At 44.4% G+C, this 15536-nt stretch carries 16 protein-coding genes and 1 pseudogene; 2 read left to right on the plus strand and 15 right to left on the minus strand.

Translation table 11 applies throughout. The features are described 5' to 3' along the window. From dctP to AC0L6V_RS13230, 6 genes are all read right to left on the minus strand, one after another. A complete protein-coding gene (gene dctP / locus AC0L6V_RS13205; RefSeq protein WP_265218275.1) occupies positions 1-972 on the minus strand; it encodes a TRAP transporter substrate-binding protein DctP in 972 nt (323 codons plus the stop codon). 123 nt (positions 973-1095) lie between these two features. Beyond that, positions 1096-2595: a tripartite tricarboxylate transporter permease gene (locus tag AC0L6V_RS13210; protein WP_265218274.1), complete on the minus strand. Its 1500-nt coding sequence runs from the start codon at positions 2593-2595 to the stop codon at positions 1096-1098. A 12-nt stretch (positions 2596-2607) separates the two neighbouring features. Continuing rightward, on the minus strand, positions 2608-3066 hold the full coding sequence (locus AC0L6V_RS13215; RefSeq protein ID WP_418139091.1) for a tripartite tricarboxylate transporter TctB family protein: 459 nt from the start codon (positions 3064-3066) through the stop codon (positions 2608-2610). A 60-nt stretch (positions 3067-3126) separates the two neighbouring features. Further along, the gene (locus tag AC0L6V_RS13220) at positions 3127-4080 is read right to left on the minus strand and encodes a Bug family tripartite tricarboxylate transporter substrate binding protein (RefSeq protein ID WP_265218273.1); all 954 of its coding nucleotides are present in this window, start codon (positions 4078-4080) and stop codon (positions 3127-3129) included. A gap of 126 nt (positions 4081-4206) precedes the next feature. Beyond that, complete coding sequence (locus AC0L6V_RS13225; protein WP_265218272.1) at positions 4207-4884, minus strand: RraA family protein; 678 nt, start codon at positions 4882-4884, stop codon at positions 4207-4209. 3 nt (positions 4885-4887) lie between these two features. Next, positions 4888-5901 carry a hydroxyacid dehydrogenase gene (locus tag AC0L6V_RS13230; protein ID WP_265218271.1) on the minus strand — a complete coding sequence of 338 codons (1014 nt, stop codon included), beginning with the start codon at positions 5899-5901 and terminating at the stop codon, positions 4888-4890. Positions 5902-6051: 150 nt separating this feature from the next. Here AC0L6V_RS13230 and AC0L6V_RS13235 point away from each other — a divergent pair, with 150 nt between their 5' ends. Continuing rightward, positions 6052-6837, plus strand: coding sequence for a LysR substrate-binding domain-containing protein (locus tag AC0L6V_RS13235; protein WP_418138342.1), 786 nt, complete (start codon positions 6052-6054; stop codon positions 6835-6837). A 176-nt stretch (positions 6838-7013) separates the two neighbouring features. Here AC0L6V_RS13235 and AC0L6V_RS13240 read toward each other — a convergent pair whose 3' ends face one another. The 8 genes and pseudogenes from AC0L6V_RS13240 to AC0L6V_RS13275 form a co-directional block, all read right to left on the minus strand. After that, positions 7014-7493, minus strand: coding sequence for a tripartite tricarboxylate transporter substrate-binding protein (locus AC0L6V_RS13240; protein WP_418139092.1), 480 nt, complete (start codon positions 7491-7493; stop codon positions 7014-7016). Then, positions 7433-7978, minus strand: coding sequence for a Bug family tripartite tricarboxylate transporter substrate binding protein (locus AC0L6V_RS13245; RefSeq protein WP_418138343.1), 546 nt, complete (start codon positions 7976-7978; stop codon positions 7433-7435). Before AC0L6V_RS13245 ends, AC0L6V_RS13240 begins: the two co-directional genes overlap by 61 nt. 101 nt (positions 7979-8079) lie before the next feature. Continuing rightward, positions 8080-9177: an amidohydrolase family protein gene (locus AC0L6V_RS13250; protein WP_265218269.1), complete on the minus strand. Its 1098-nt coding sequence runs from the start codon at positions 9175-9177 to the stop codon at positions 8080-8082. A 35-nt stretch (positions 9178-9212) separates the two neighbouring features. Next, positions 9213-10010 carry an amidohydrolase family protein gene (locus AC0L6V_RS13255; protein WP_265218268.1) on the minus strand — a complete coding sequence of 266 codons (798 nt, stop codon included), beginning with the start codon at positions 10008-10010 and terminating at the stop codon, positions 9213-9215. Next, positions 10003-10593 (minus strand): annotated as a pseudogene (locus AC0L6V_RS13260) (tripartite tricarboxylate transporter permease); the annotation flags it as partial. The gene AC0L6V_RS13255 and the pseudogene AC0L6V_RS13260, both read right to left, overlap by 8 nt. 43 nt (positions 10594-10636) lie before the next feature. Beyond that, complete coding sequence (locus tag AC0L6V_RS13265; protein ID WP_418138344.1) at positions 10637-11503, minus strand: tripartite tricarboxylate transporter permease; 867 nt, start codon at positions 11501-11503, stop codon at positions 10637-10639. A gap of 24 nt (positions 11504-11527) precedes the next feature. After that, entirely contained in the window at positions 11528-11980 is a 453-nt protein-coding gene (locus tag AC0L6V_RS13270) for a tripartite tricarboxylate transporter TctB family protein (RefSeq protein ID WP_409418642.1), read from the minus strand. Positions 11981-11991: 11 nt separating this feature from the next. Next, the gene (locus AC0L6V_RS13275) at positions 11992-12900 is read right to left on the minus strand and encodes a tripartite tricarboxylate transporter substrate binding protein (protein WP_418138345.1); all 909 of its coding nucleotides are present in this window, start codon (positions 12898-12900) and stop codon (positions 11992-11994) included. Between the two features lie 170 nt (positions 12901-13070). Here AC0L6V_RS13275 and AC0L6V_RS13280 point away from each other — a divergent pair, with 170 nt between their 5' ends. Beyond that, positions 13071-14018, plus strand: a complete 948-nt coding sequence (locus tag AC0L6V_RS13280; RefSeq protein ID WP_265218264.1) for a LysR family transcriptional regulator — start codon at positions 13071-13073, stop codon at positions 14016-14018. A gap of 39 nt (positions 14019-14057) precedes the next feature. Here AC0L6V_RS13280 and AC0L6V_RS13285 read toward each other — a convergent pair whose 3' ends face one another. After that, entirely contained in the window at positions 14058-15488 is a 1431-nt protein-coding gene (locus tag AC0L6V_RS13285) for a ribonuclease J (protein WP_265218263.1), read from the minus strand. Positions 15489-15536: the final 48 nt, after the last annotated feature.

Below are 15536 nucleotides of genomic sequence, written 5' to 3' on the forward strand. Positions count from 1 at the left end.
TTACTTACCAATCGCTTTTAGGACTAATGCCAATGCTTCTTCGTATTCAGGACCATTGTCTTTTGCCCACTCAAACCAGTAAGGGCGAAGTAAATCATTGGCCTTTTTAGCATCGCTCTCAGCAGGCATGGCGATGGTCATACCTTTCGATTGCTGAAAAGCCATTTGTGCTTTTTCATCTTCAATGAATTCAGCTGAGATATTCTCGCCTTCTTCAGAAACAATGGCACGAAGTGTTGCTTGATCTTTCTTATCTAAATCTTCAAACGAATCTATGTTCGCAATGATCATGGAGTTACCATAGTTCACCGCAAAGCGATAATTGTTTGGCAAAAATTCATGCCACTTCTTCGCCCCACCAGCACTGGCCGTTAACACCCCATCAATCACACCACGTTCAAGCGCAGTTGGTACTTCACTACCAGAAAGCGTGATAGGTAAACCACCAAAGGCCTCAACAAAGTGACCTTGCTCAGGGGAAGTTACACGGATTTTATGACCTTTGATGTCACTCAGTTGATTAACCGGAAAAGTGGTAAAAAAGACCTGTTGTGGATAACGGTAGCCCCCTAACAACACAACATCTTGCCGTGCAAAGGCGTCTTCAAGCATAGGTTGCATAGCTGCGTAGGCTTTTTGCCACTCTTGATCATTATTAATTAACATTGGCAGATTCAGTACCCGAGCAATCGGTACGTTACCAGAAAAGAAGAAATCCGCGGCGAAATCAACAATACCGTCACCTACTGCTTGAGTAATATCAGAGGATTTAATTTGCAAGGTTTTACCAAGGTGAATTTTGATATCTACATCACCATTGGTTTCGGCAGCAACGCGCTCACTAATACGGTACATACCTTTCACCGCTGCCGTCGTAGATACTGAAGAATAAGTATAACCAGTCCAACTAGTTGCATGTACGACAACTGTACAAGCCATAATGGCACTGGCAACAATCATTTTTAAAGTCATATAAGTCTCCGTAGCATTTTCGCTCTATTTATTATTGTTAACAAAACTAGGAAAGGTGCTTGACCACTTACTAAAGAAAGGGCTACCTCACTTAGAAGCTAGCCCTTACCAGTTCAATGTTCATTACCCCTTAGATTGACGATTTTTGACAAGACGGCGTTTGATCATAGGGCCAACCACAACCGCAATAGTCATAGCCACCAACACTAAGCTTGTAGTGTTAGCAAATAATGCAGACCATTGCCCCTGACCAATCAACAGAGTTAAGCGTAGGTTTTCTTCAGCAAAGCCACCTAAGATCAAACCCAATACCACAGGAGGTAATGGAAATTTGAACTTGTCCATGACATAGCCAATTAAGCCAAATCCCAACATTAGGTAGACATCGAACATCCGTTCGTTAATCGAATACACTCCGATAAACATCAACACAATGATGATAGATCCCAATACTGGACGAGGAAGTTTTAATAGATGGGAGAAGCTATTGGTTGCTAATGATCCTCCAAGGAAAATCAACAAAATAGCGCCGAACAAGAACTGCCACATAAAACCGAAAACAATATCCGGATTATCGCGGAATAACATTGGTCCAGGTTGCAAACCATGCACTAATAGACCACCGAGCATGACTGCAGCTACTGCAGTACCAGGAATACCTAGCGTTAATGCAGGAATAAGTGCCGATGCCGTATCAGCATTATTCGCCGTTTCAGCTGCGGCAACGCCTTCAGGTTCACCTTGTCCCCACTCGCTTGGATTGTTGCTGGTACGGCGTGCTTCATTGTAAGCCATGAAGGCTGCCATTGAACCGCCAGCACCTGGCAAAATACCAATCCAGATTCCAATGAAAGAGGAACGAAGCCAAGTTTTCCAAAAGCGGAACATCTTCGGCAAGCTACGTAACAAGGACTCTGTTTTTAGCGCTTTACCCGCTTCTTTCGTTTCTAATGGCTGCTCAAGCAAATCTATTACCGGCGGCATAGCATAAAGACCAACCAACAAGATAACCATGTTGATACCATCTAGCAACTCAAGCTGCCCGAAAGTAAAACGGTCTTCACTGGTAATAGGATCAGCCCCCACCATGGAGACAAAAATACCGAAACAAGCACTAATCAAACCTTTTATTGGGCTTTCACCTAGCAAAAAGATAATACTGCATAGACCGAACACAGCGATCCAAAATACTTCTGATGGCCCAAATAGTAATGTGACTTTTGCCAGTGGTGGTGCAAGCAACATCAAAGCTAGAGCACTAGCAATACCACCAATGGCGGAAGAAACTACCGCAACCTGTAAAGCAAAACCGCCACGACCTTGTTGAGCCATAGGGTATCCATCAAAGCTGGTCGCTACCGCAGCAGGTGTGCCTGGTATACGCAGTAATACGGCTGGAATCGCACCACCGTACATAGCACCATTGTAAATACCGGCCATCAATCCCAATGCCACTAATGGATCTAGGCCAAATGTAAAAGGCACCAAAACAGAGATAGCCATCGTTGCACTAAGGCCTGGCATAGCCCCTACAGCAATACCAGATAGCACACCAATAACAACGGCAAAAAAATTATCAAACGTGAGTACGCTCGGAAGAGCTGAAATTAGATCCATATACATAATCTGTCACCTCTACCAAATGGAGTCCATAGGAAAATCTTTAGCCATCGCCATGCCAAAGATTAAATAAATACCGGCTACAACGATCACATCAGCAACCACCAAAACTTTTAGACTTCGACAACCAAAAAGATACGCTGCCACAGGAACAAAAATAGCGGTAGCGAAATAAAATCCGAAAAGATCGACACTGACGACGAATACAAAAACCGATAGTAGTGCACCAAATACACGTCCTGGGGATTGAAGAGCAGGTTTAGTAAGCGCTTTATTCGTTCTAGCCTTTTTAATATCTGTTATAACTAAAATAACCGACAACACCATCAGCGCAATAAGCATAGCAACGGGTAACAAGGAAGCATTACCTGTCAGTTCCAACGCTGGAAGGAGGAACGCAGCTGATGCGATAAAAATGCAAAATGCAATTACTATCATCGGCCGCAACAATGGATTTGTATTGTTATTATTCATCACAAGCCACTACCTATTAGGTAAATTATGGTGCGGAGGCAATCCTCCGCACTCTGTACGTTATTTCCAAGGCGTGGTTTCCCACACTTGTTTCGCCAATTTATACAATTCATCATTTAACTGTTTAAAATCAGATCCGATAGACGCCTCAACAGGGTTCGCGGTTGCCTTCATTTTCGCCAACAATTCAGGATCGTTAGCGGCACGGTTAAACGCCTCTAGAAGTTTTAACTCTACCTCTTTTGGTAAACCTGCCGGTGCAACAAAACCACGCAATGCGCCGTTGAAAAACTCCACGCCTTGTTCTTTAAAGGTTTCAACATCTGGAGCAAATTCAGAACGTTTTGCCTGAGCAACACCAATAACATTCAACTCATCTTTAAAAGCCGCCACTTCAGAAATATTCAAAACGGCAGCCGCAACATGTCCACCCATTACCGCGGTACGTGCTCCAGAAGAGCCTTTAAAAGGAATGATGGTGTATTCTGTATCGGTGATATTTTGAAACTTAGTTAGACCAAGATGATCATCACCCCCTAGACTTGACATGCCAACGGTAATAGATTTAGGCGCTTTTTTAGCCGCTTCGATAAATTCATTGGCATTGGTAATCCCAGATTTTTTAGACGTCACGATAACGTTTGGATCGCTAACGATATTGGCAAGGTAAGTAAAACTGTCTACTGAATATTTAGCCTCTCTATCTAATGTGCGCGCCATCATACCTGGAAGATTATACGTACCTATGGTGTAACCATCTGGATCTGAATGTGCGACTTCGGTAATACCAATCTGTCCACTAGCACCAGGAACGTTTTTAACGACAATACTGGCATCATTTCCAAGATATTTTTCAATGTACGGGGCAATATTACGGGCCATCACATCAGTGCCACCACCCGCAGAAAAACCAACGATTAATGTGATAGGTTTTTCTGGGTAATCAGCCAATGCAGCACCCGATGCGAATAACAATGCACCCATAAGCGCAACTTTCTTTTTATAATTGAACATGCGTCTTCTCCGAGATTTATAAATTTAATTAGGAGCGATCCCCCTGTATGTTTGAACCTCGACTAAAGTTCAAACACGTCGATAACCAGCCATTTAAATACAAACGACTGGCTAAATACTTGCTGCTTATTCTGGGAATTTGCAGCCTTTTTCTTTTAGAGCAACATCAACCCAGCTACGATCATTCGTACCCGCTTTGATTGCGGCCATTTGCTTCACTTCTTTGTCTTGTTTTTCCATTGTGCTGGCTAGAATCGCTTCAGCGTGCTCAAGTGGCACCGCTAAAACACCATCACAATCACCAATCACGATGTCGCCTGGGTTAATTACCATGCCATCAATACTGATCGGCACATTGATTTCGCCAGGACCATCTTTGTACGGCCCACGGTGGGTTACACCTGCTGCGAATGTAGGTAGGTTGGTTGCCACGAAAGCATCCAAATCACGAATAGCACCGTTCAAAACAAAACCAGCAACACCACGGTTAATGGCATGTGCCAACATAAGTTCACCCATTAAGGCATTACTTAAATCACCACCCGCATCCACAACAATCACATCACCTGGTTCTGCCATATCAATGGCTTTATGCAGCATCAAGTTATCGCCAGGACGAGATTTGACCGTAATTGCGGAACCAATCATGGCACCAGACGCGTGCATTGGACGAAGTGTCGGACCCGCCGCAAAAACACGATTCATTGAGTCTGAAACGTTTGCTACAGGAAGGCCTGTAAAGGCTTTAATCATTTCCTCTGACGCTTTGCGTTGGCGTTTTAATATTTGAAAACCAATGGACATTTTTTATTCTCCTTGCTGCACAAACTGTGCTGGGTCTGCTAACAATTTGCGGTTAATAATGCGATGTGCAGGTAGGCGCTCACCTTCAACAATAGCCACGACACCAGCAACGGCATCTTCACTGACACGAGTACTACCTTCCGTGGTTACGCCACCAATATGTGGGGTCACAACTATAGTGTCTTCTTTTAGGAATGGGTGATCAGCTGTTGGTGGCTCTACCGCAAAGGTATCAAGTCCTGCACCAGCAAGATGACCTGATTGAATGGCTACAACTAAGGCCGCTTCATCAATCAAACCACCACGAGCGGTATTCACGATGTAACTGCCCTTTGGCATACGAGCAATATTTTCGGCATTAATAATCTCGCGAGTTTGCTCGGTTAGAGGGCAATGTAGACTTAACACATGGCTCTTCGCCAACAAAGCTTCGATACTGTCGCAACGAGTAACGCCATACTCTGCAAACACGGTATCACTCGCGTATGGGTCATAACCAAATAAGTTCAAACCAAAGCCTTTCGCCATTTTGGCTGTCGCTTGAGCAATCGCTCCCATGCCGAACAAGCCCATGTTTTTATTCGCCAGCTCAACCCCAGAGAACCCAGGCTTTTCCCAGCGGCCAGCACGAAGACTACTATCAAGAGACAACACGCGTTTAACGGTAGAAAACATTAAGGCGATGGTATGTTCAGCTACCGATACGGCATTTGCCCCCGTTGCCACCACTACAGGAATGTTGCGTTGCGCAGCGGCTTCAATATCGATGTTGTCTACACCGACACCATGTTTGGCAATGACTTTTAAGTGAGGAAGACCCGCATCGAGAGTATCAGCATCTAGTCGTCCCATCCGGGAGATAATACCGACCGCTTGCGTTTCACGGAGTAGACCAGCAATCACTTCGCTGTCCGCATAAGGAGGAGTATGAATAGGGCTATAACCCTTTTCCTCTAAAAATTTTATCGCACTAGGCGCCAAGCTAGGACCTGTAACAAGAATATTTTTCTTTGTCATATTGTTTTTATCATCGTATAGAAAAGCTATTAGAGAAAACGTCAGAACGTTATGTAAAAACGCTTTAAAATTTATACAAATAGACTACAAAAAAGATTTGCTTTAATATATCGAATAATTATTTACATTTAATAAAGATTTTCTTTATATATGAACACAAGACATCTGAAAACTTTGCTTGCTATCCACAAGTACGGCACTTTTTCTCAAGCTGCAGAGAAAGTAAATTTGACGGCCGCGGCGGTTGGACAACAAGTTGTTTCTTTAGAACAAGAACTTAGAACAGAGTTATTTGATCGAAGCACTCGGCCACCCACTTTCACACCACAAGGCTTGCAAGTGGTTGAGATGGCAAACAAGATCATACGATTGGAAGAGGACACTAAACTCTCTTTACGAGGAGATTTAATCTCTGGGACCTTGATGATTGGCTCTGTGCGCTCAAGCGCGGTCAATGTCGTACCGGGTGCTATGGTCAAAATGCGTTCAAAATACCCAGATTTAAAAACAAACCTGCGTATCGGACTGTCTTCACAATTAGTGTCGGATGTGGCATCAGGACATTTGGACGCCGCTATCATCGCTGAGCACATTAGCATTCCTCAGCATTTAAATTGGCAACCATTTTTAGATGAACCGCTTTGGGTGGTTTTACCAGAAGACATGGAAGTACTTCCACTGAAAGAAATGCTCAATGAGTACCCTTTCATTCGCTTTAAAAGCGCCGTTCCCTTAGCAAATGTGATTGATACGGAACTTTCATCTTTGGGAGTCATTACCAGTGATGTCGCAGAAGTGGATACTATCAATGCTCTCATAACCTGTGTTCGTAGCGGCTTAGGCATCACCATTGTTCCACATATGTTTCTTCAGGAACCAGAAATGGCCAGCCTAAAAAAATTGAGTTTGGCTCCCCTCAGATTTCACGAAAAATAGGCATTGTGGAGCGCATCAATAACCCTCGAAAAGTTATTATCGAAGAATTACACAATCATCTAGCCGAACAGTGCGGCTCGCATGGCATTCCTCGAGTCAAAGGGACAGCTTAAAAAAGAGCTGAATTGCACAACGAGGGCTTTAGATAAAACCCCTCGTCTAGCTTTAACGGTTAATTATTTCCAAGGCGTTTCTTGCCAAATCTTTTTAGCGATTTCATTTTGCTCTTGCGCTAAAAATTCATAAGCAACACCACTATTGTACTGAACAGGCGTGCCGCGGTTCTTCATATCCTCAAGAAAATCAGGGTCCTCTGAAAGTTTATCAAGCGCTACTTTTAACTTTTTCAGGGTAGCTTCTGGTAAACCAGCAGGAGCTACCAAGCCACGGTACGACCCCATGACCACGTTGTAACCAAGTTCCTTAGCTGTTGGAACATTTGGTGCTTGAGGCAAACGCTTATCAGACAGGATTGCCAATACACGTAGCTCGTCATCAAAACCCACCGTTTGACTAAATGCCATGGTTCCCATATCCACATGCTCACCCATGATCGAAGTACGAGCCATGGCGGCCCCTTTAAAAGGAACATGTGTTAACTTAATGTTAGCAGCTTTAGCAAATTGGATTGCTGAAAAATGATCGTTCCCCCCAATGCGGCCAAGCCGACTGTCATCGCCCCCTGCTTTTTCTGCGCAACTTGAATTAACTGCTCAACCGAAGTGATGCCAGAGTCTTTACTAACCACCAAGGTATTAGGGTCGGAGACAAGATTCGCCAACCAAGTAAAACTGTCAGCATTGTAATCAGCCTTGCGGTCATAGGTTAGAGCCAATGCCGCCGGTAGATTCATCGTACTCAAGGTATAACCATCGGCATCTGCTGTCGCCACTTTTGTGAAACCGATTTGACCACCTGCACCAGGGTAATTTTTCACCACCAATGCCGCGTCTTTGCCAAGATAACTCTCCAAATGCGTAGCAATGGTTCGTGCCATGACATCGGTTCCACCGCCAGCAGAATAGCCCACCATCACTTCCACCGATTTTTCAGGGTATTCGCTCGCAACACTCAAAGATGCAGAGAGCGAGGTGGCCAATACTATTGCAGAGATTATTGAGGTTGGTTTCCGTTTTTTCATTTTTCACCTTTTAGATTTATTTTATGTGAATAACTAGGCTATAAATGACTTCATTCACGCCTTTTTTTGCAGTTTTACCTTGTTACAAAACACTTTTTGAGTCACTTTTCCCTATCGATTTGATACAGGCGACTTGCCGTTGCATGAAACACTTGATCGCGATCTTGAGCAGTCCAGTATTCAGCTACTCGACAAAATGCATTCCACAGCACGCCATAGGAATAACTGCCTTTATCAACAGGAAAATTACTCTCAAACATACAACGCTCATAACCAAACAGCTCAATACAGGTATTGATATAAGGAGAGATACAACGAGCCAACTCAGCAGAAGTGGGTGGCTGCGATTTTGAGTAGAGTTCGAATCCCATTATCGGCATACCGAACCCACCTAATTTAATAAACACATTAGGGCAATCCGCCAATGCAGTAAGAGCGGCTCGCCAATCAGCAAAGTGGCGCTCTCGATCAAATTGATAAGCTCCAAGACCTAACGGGCCACCCGCATGGTTGATGACAATCCGTAGGTTAGGCAGGGCTTGTGCTAGCCTAGCCACTTCCATCAGCTGGGTTTGATACACCCACAAATCCAATAACAGGCCTCGCTGTACTAACTGCTCCGCCCCTGCAATAAACGCCTTTGTGAGCATAAGCCCTTCGGACACTGGCACAGGGTTGGAGCGAATAACAGGGTCAGGGTGGGCGGCAACTGGCGTTCGCACCCCTTTAAACAAACGCCCTCCGGCCTCTTGCATGGCATCCAATACGGACGCGACTTCTCGCCCTAATAACAAATCAGCACCACCCACAATGGCCGCCGCAACCTTTGTTTTGCCGTAATATCCACTGCGAGCTTGCGCTGCTATGCCACGGACAAATTCCACTTCCCCAACAGGCCTCATCATTTCTGGCCCATCTTGGCGATACATGGAGCGGCATTGCACAAAGACAGAAGCCACCACATTGCGGCCACTAAAACCAATGTCATCCGCGTATTCTTCCAATAAATACCGAAAACCAGAACGATCCCATAGATGATGATGCGCATCGACAATCGCTAATTCAGGAAATAATGGCGCTTCTTCCACTTGTGACAGCCATTCTTTATTAGGATTAGGGTTTGGCGAGTTAACCAACATTCGTTGCTGCCAAGCTTCCAACATTTTGTCTTGATAAGTTGAATTAGAAGAATGAGACATTCGATTCCTTTAAACGCAACCGCGCTTTCAGCTGACTAAAATCGATAAAGCCTTGCTGGATTGCGACTAAAACAGGCAACAAACTGCTCAGTCGTCAGCACATCTTTATAAAAATTCAGCATATCAGTGGTTTTTGGCAAGGGTTCCGCCGTCATCACATGAGGCCAGTCACTGCCCCACAGACAACGTTCCGTATACTGTCCCGCTAAAGTCTGAACGATGGAGGTTAAATCTTGGTAGTGACCAACTTGCTGACTCACCCGAGTCGGCGCCAGCTTGATCCATACGCGCCCCGTATCTAGCAAACGACATAGCTGAATGCGTTGCTCGAGGTTATACGGATCGCAATGTCCAAAATGATCGAGTATGACCGATTGACCAGTAGGAAGCGTGTTCAAAAGTGATCTCAAGCGTTCGTAACGAGCTGGTTCGGTATTAATCTCCACATGCCAATCTACTTCAGCCCCTTTTGCAGCAAGCTCTGGCAAGCGGTCTAGATCATTAATACCAAGCCGTGTCCTATCCTGAATCCTCAGCGCCCGCACTCCGGCATGGGCAAGTGTCTCAAGATCGCCGCTTTGCTCATCAATCATAGCGACACCACGTAACGACAACTGATCGTGATGTAACAGCGTCTCCAGTAACCTAGAATTATCCGTCCCATCGATAGAAGCTTGTATTACCACGGCTCGACCAATGTCTTTTGTGGTTGCCTCTACAATGAAATCAGACAGATCTTTAGCAGGTGCGACATACTTGGAAGATTGGATCACTTCGTCATGACTAAAAACATGCATGTGGCTATCGCATAGGATGAAATCAGCATCAGACATCAGACGATCCTTTTTGAGGCTTATTTTTAAATACTGAAATCGCCACACTGATCACTATACAGATTGTGGTTAAACCAAATATTGATAAAGCAATATTTGAGTGCCAGAAAATATCCAAACTACCATTACTCGTTAGCAATGCCTGACGAACACTCCGTTCAAGAGGTGTACCAAGAATCAAACCTATAAGAAGAGGAGGCAATGGAAAACCACCTCGACGCAATAGGAATCCAACAAAACCTGCCCCTAACATAACCCAAACATCAACTAGACTATTATTCACGGAAAAGGCGCCCAATAAAGCCAATATGGTGATGGTTGGAAACAAATGGCGTGGCTGAATTCGTATTACATGCACGGCAATTTTAAACAGCAACAAACCAAATATAATGGTTGGAATTGAAGACAAGATCAGAGCTTCGAAGATGGCATACACTTCAATCCCATAATCACGGAATAAAAATGGTCCTGGCGCCAACCCTTGCAACATAAAAGCCCCAAGAATAACCGCTGTCACTGCATCACCTGGAATACCCAAAGCCAATGTTGGTATCAGCGCACCACCCGTAACCGCATTATTGGCTGCTTCTGGAGCCGCAACACCTTCGTCCGCCCCTTCACCAAATTTATTCGGTTCCTTTGAACGAGCCTCGTGCTAAGCTATAGCTCATAAATGCAGGTACCGTTGAACCTATCCCAGGCAAAATTCCCACAAAGGTTCCTATTACTGAAGACCAAAGCAAGGTTGCACGCATGCGCCACATATCAATAAAGCGCACCTTGCTTGGCAAGATTTCCGGTATGTCCATGTCCCCTTGATTTGCACTGCGACGCTCAAATAACTTCAGAAACACCTCCGACATAGCAAACAGCCCAACCAATACAGGAATTAGCTGCAAACCGTTCTCCATCGCAAAACTATCAAAGGTAAAACGTGGTGTACCTTCAATTGGGTCTAACCCTACGATGCCAGCAAACACGCCTAGTAACACCATCAAGGCCGCATCTAAACGAACCCCACCACCAAACAAGACAATGACAAGAAGGGCAAAAAACATCAGCGCGGCCATTTCAGCTGGGCCAAAGTTCAAAGCCATGGAGGCAAGTGGCTCCGCCAATACAATCAAAACAAGACAACTAAATATATTGCCCGCTACACTGGCATAAAGCGCAATACGTAAAGCACGTCCGCCCTCACCTCTTTTGGCCATAGCATGGCCATCAATGGCGGTCGCAGCAGAAGAAGGTGTGCCTGGTACATTTAACAAAATAGCAGAGATGGAACCACCAAAGATGGCGCCTTGATAGACTCCAAGTAACAAGGTAATCGCTGGTATGGGAGGCATAGTAAAAGTAACTGGAATCAAAAGAGCTATGGCCATTGTCGGCCCAAGTCCTGGAATCGCGCCAATAATAATACCCGTTACTATTCCGACAACAGCCGCAACCAATACCCAGATATCCATTAATGCATTCAAAGCATCAAGTAACATGTTAAGAAAACTCCACTTACAGGATTATGGTAAAGGAATGATCAGCCCATATTGGGCACCAAAGGTTATGATTGCAGCAATAAGAAGAGGGAGGCCGACACATAGCTTAATATCTCGCTCACCAAGGATAAACGCTGTCACACTAGCGACCACAAATGAGCTAAGTAAAAAACCAACACTCAGCATAAACCATAATACCAAGCTAATAACCCCAACAACAAGAAACACCCGTCCCCATCCAACAAGAGAGCCAATTGGCTCATCCATTTTTTTCGCTCTAGCCATGCCTGACAACAAAGCTAAAACCAAAATGAAAACAAGCACGATGCGCGGAAAAAACCGCGCATCGAATAAGGAATCACCAAAGCCAAAGACTTGCACTTGTGAATCAAGCAAGCAAAGTCCAACCCCAGCGAAAACAGCTAACATCAGACAAATAAGAGACTGCAATCCACTTCTTGCCAATAGCTTTGACATGTACAAATTCATTACTTCTGACTCAACTCTTTAGCAACTTCACGAAAATTCTCAAGGTTCATCTTAATGGTTTCCCCGAGTTTCTTACCCGTCATCACCCTAACTGGCTGATTTAACTTCGTCATAAACTCTTTAAATTCGTCAGAGTTAGCTACTTTCGTAAACGTCGCTTCAAGCTTGGCTACGATTTTAGGATCTGTTCCAGCTGGTGCCATCACACCAACCACAGACGGAAACTCGACATCATATCCAGCCTCTTTTAGAGTTGGAACGGATGCAAAGTCTGGGTCACGACTATCATCTAACACACCTAACAATCTGAGCTTTGAATCTAAGACCAGATCCCGATAAGCAGGTACTAGTGCCACATCAACATGACCACCAAGCAATGCGGCTGTTGCCGATCCCGCACCGTTAAAAGGGACATGTTTAAGTTTGGCTCTGGTTTCACGGGCAATTAATTCAAAGGACAGATGCGGTCCGCCCATAGCGCCAGCCGTACCATAGCTAATAGATGTGCCAGACTTAGCAGCGGCCATTAATTCATCAAAAGATTGGTACGGACTATCAGCTTGCACTAACACACCATGATATGGGCCTGAGTAATTGAGGATTGGTGTAAAATCTTTAACAGAGTCATAGCCAACAGGACGAACAGCAGGTGTAACAAACAAAGGAGAAGAGGTTGTTGCGATCAGCGTATAACCATCTTTTTTGGCTTTAGTAACAGCACGCATAGCGTTAGTACCACTGCCACCTGGGCGGTTCTCAATAACGATAGGTTGCCCTAATTCGGCTTCCGCCAAACTGGAAAGCTTACGGGCAGAAATATCCGTAGTTCCGCCAGCGCCGTAAGGAACAACCATAGTGATAGGATGTGTTGGATAATCTACAGCATTAGCGCCTAAGGAGACAAACATAGACGAAATGACTGCTCCTGTGAGGACAGTTTTAAGCAATGACATAATGGTGTGACCTTTTTAAACATTATTTTTATAAGTTTAACAGTAAAGAGAAATATCTCTTTAAGCTGTCTTAAAGAATTAATATTAGATATCATCGATAAATACTAATCGTTATTTTTTAATAAATGATAAATATATTTGATCAATTAGATTTACGAGACCTTTATTACTTTCAATGTATTGCGACATTAGGTCATGTTGGCAAGGCCGCTGCTCAGCTCCACAAAACACAACCCGCCTTAACAGAAAGCATTCGTCGCCTAGAAAGAAGCCTAAATACACAACTATTTATTAAAAATGGAAGAAACATAAAACTCAGCCCTTCTGGGGAACTGCTGCTCCTTAGGTCCCACAAAATACTCAACAACGCCAACGATATCGTTAAGGAAATTAAGGAGTTCGATAGTAACGAGCATGGACAAATTAGACTTGGCGTGGTGCCTACCGCAGCACACCACCTCATATTACCGATCACCAAAATACTGACAAAAAACTTTCCTGATGTGCAGTTGAAAGCCGTAATAGGACAAACAGACGTTCTATATGAACAACTAGAAAAACGCGAAATTGATTTAGTGATTGGACTAAACGCTGATTTACACGAAAACTTTGAGTGGATACCTTTCTACCAAGACACCATGGTTGTTGTAGCCAATAGTTCCCACAAAGTATTTCAAGAAAAAGTTAGTTTAAATAAACTCAGTCAGCATAAATGGGTGTTAGCGCCGCCATCTGTTATGAGTAGGCAATGGTTAGACCGAGCCTTTGAATTAAACGGCTTACCCAAACCAGAAGTACAGATTGAAACCAATTTACTCTTGATGATTCCATCCGTCATCATGCAAACAGATCTACTCAGCTTCATATCAAGACGTAATTTAAGCTTTCCAGATACATCAGGACAATACCTAAAAGAAGTCCCAATCAAAGAGCTAAACATGCAAAGGCAATATAATGTCATTAGCCGCAAAGACAGTTACTTATCTCTGCCCGTCAAGAACCTAAAAAATCTATTGGTAGAACAAGGTGCCTCTATTTTCGAAAGCCAAGGCCAGGCAGAAACTTTTTTATAATTGGCACGATATCAGCACGAAAATATAATCAGGCACCTTCTATCTAAGCAATGCAATACGTCCCACTTTTACTTGCTGACGACGTACACTAACGCTTGGCGCTAGTTGATACAAATCGCCATTGCGACCAACAAGCTGTTGAGGAACATGGCTAAGTCTCGCCACGTCTGCATTGGCGTCCAAATGTTTTGGCTCGCCATGGACTGGAATGGCAATTTGTGGCTGAACCCAAGCATAAAGTTGCTTAAGCTCTTCACGGCATGGATGACCACTTACATGGATCATTAAGTTTGTTTCATGGGCCTGTAATGTGCGTATTTTTCGCCCCTTGAATTGCGCCACTAATCTATCGATCGCTTGTTCATTACCGGGAATACGCATGGCGCTGAAAATCACCAAGTCATCCGCGTCCAAGCTTAGATCAAAACAATTGTCTGCTGCCAAACGATTTAAGGTGGCTCTTGGCTCACCTTGACTTCCAGTCACCACCGCCAATACTTCTTCTTTTGGCAAATAACCAAGATGAGCCGCCTCGATAATAGGCAAGTCATCCGGCCAATGCCCTGTGACACGTGCGGCACTGACCATGTTGGTGAGAGAGCGTCCTATTAAGGCAAGATAACGACCAGTTTCTTTTGCCACGCGACCCAGTGCGACCAAACGTGCCACGTTACTACTGAAACACCCGACTACCACGCGGTTCTTTTCTGCGGCGATGGTGTTTAGCAAGCCATCGTAACAATCACTTTCAGAGGGCGAAAAGCCTTCTTTTAAAGCATTCGTTGAATCACAGACCATGGCAAGAATATTATCTTTAGCCAAGGCTTTAAATGCAGTGGGGGAGAAAGCGTCACCCAACAGGGGCTTTTTATCAATCTTCCAATCCCCTGTATGAAATACCTTGCCCGCTGACGTTGCTATCGTCATACCGAAAGGTTCTGGTATCGAGTGAGTCAGCCCCAACCATTTGACGTTGAATACACCGATTTTTTTGCTCTCATTTTCTGCCACTTCAATAATGGGGACTTGATCCGTTAAGCCCACTTGAACCAATTTACGTCGCAACACTTCGGCCGTAAACGCAGTGGTATAAACGGGACATTTGAAACGTCGCCACAAAAATGGCAAAGCGCCCACATGATCTTCATGGGCGTGCGTAATAACGATGCCAACCAAACGCTCTTTCTGCTCGCTAATAAAACGCGGATCAGCACACACTATTTCGGATGTGCGCAGATCATCAGGGGTCAACGGTTCATTAAATGACACGCCACAATCAACCATTAACCATTGACCATCATGGCCATACAGATTCATGTTCATGCCGATCTCGCCCGTACCACCTAACGGCAGAAACCATAAATCCTCTTGTGAGGGAATCAAAGATGAAATAACGCACTCCTTGTGAATAAATAAGAGTAAATTTTGTCCATGATACGCATTTTCCGTTAGAATCTTGCCTAACGACAAATCACTATCATGGATTGGTTGACCCGCTTCGCCCGTTAACTTTCTGAC

This window comes from Marinomonas sp. G8-14, assembly GCF_055808935.1.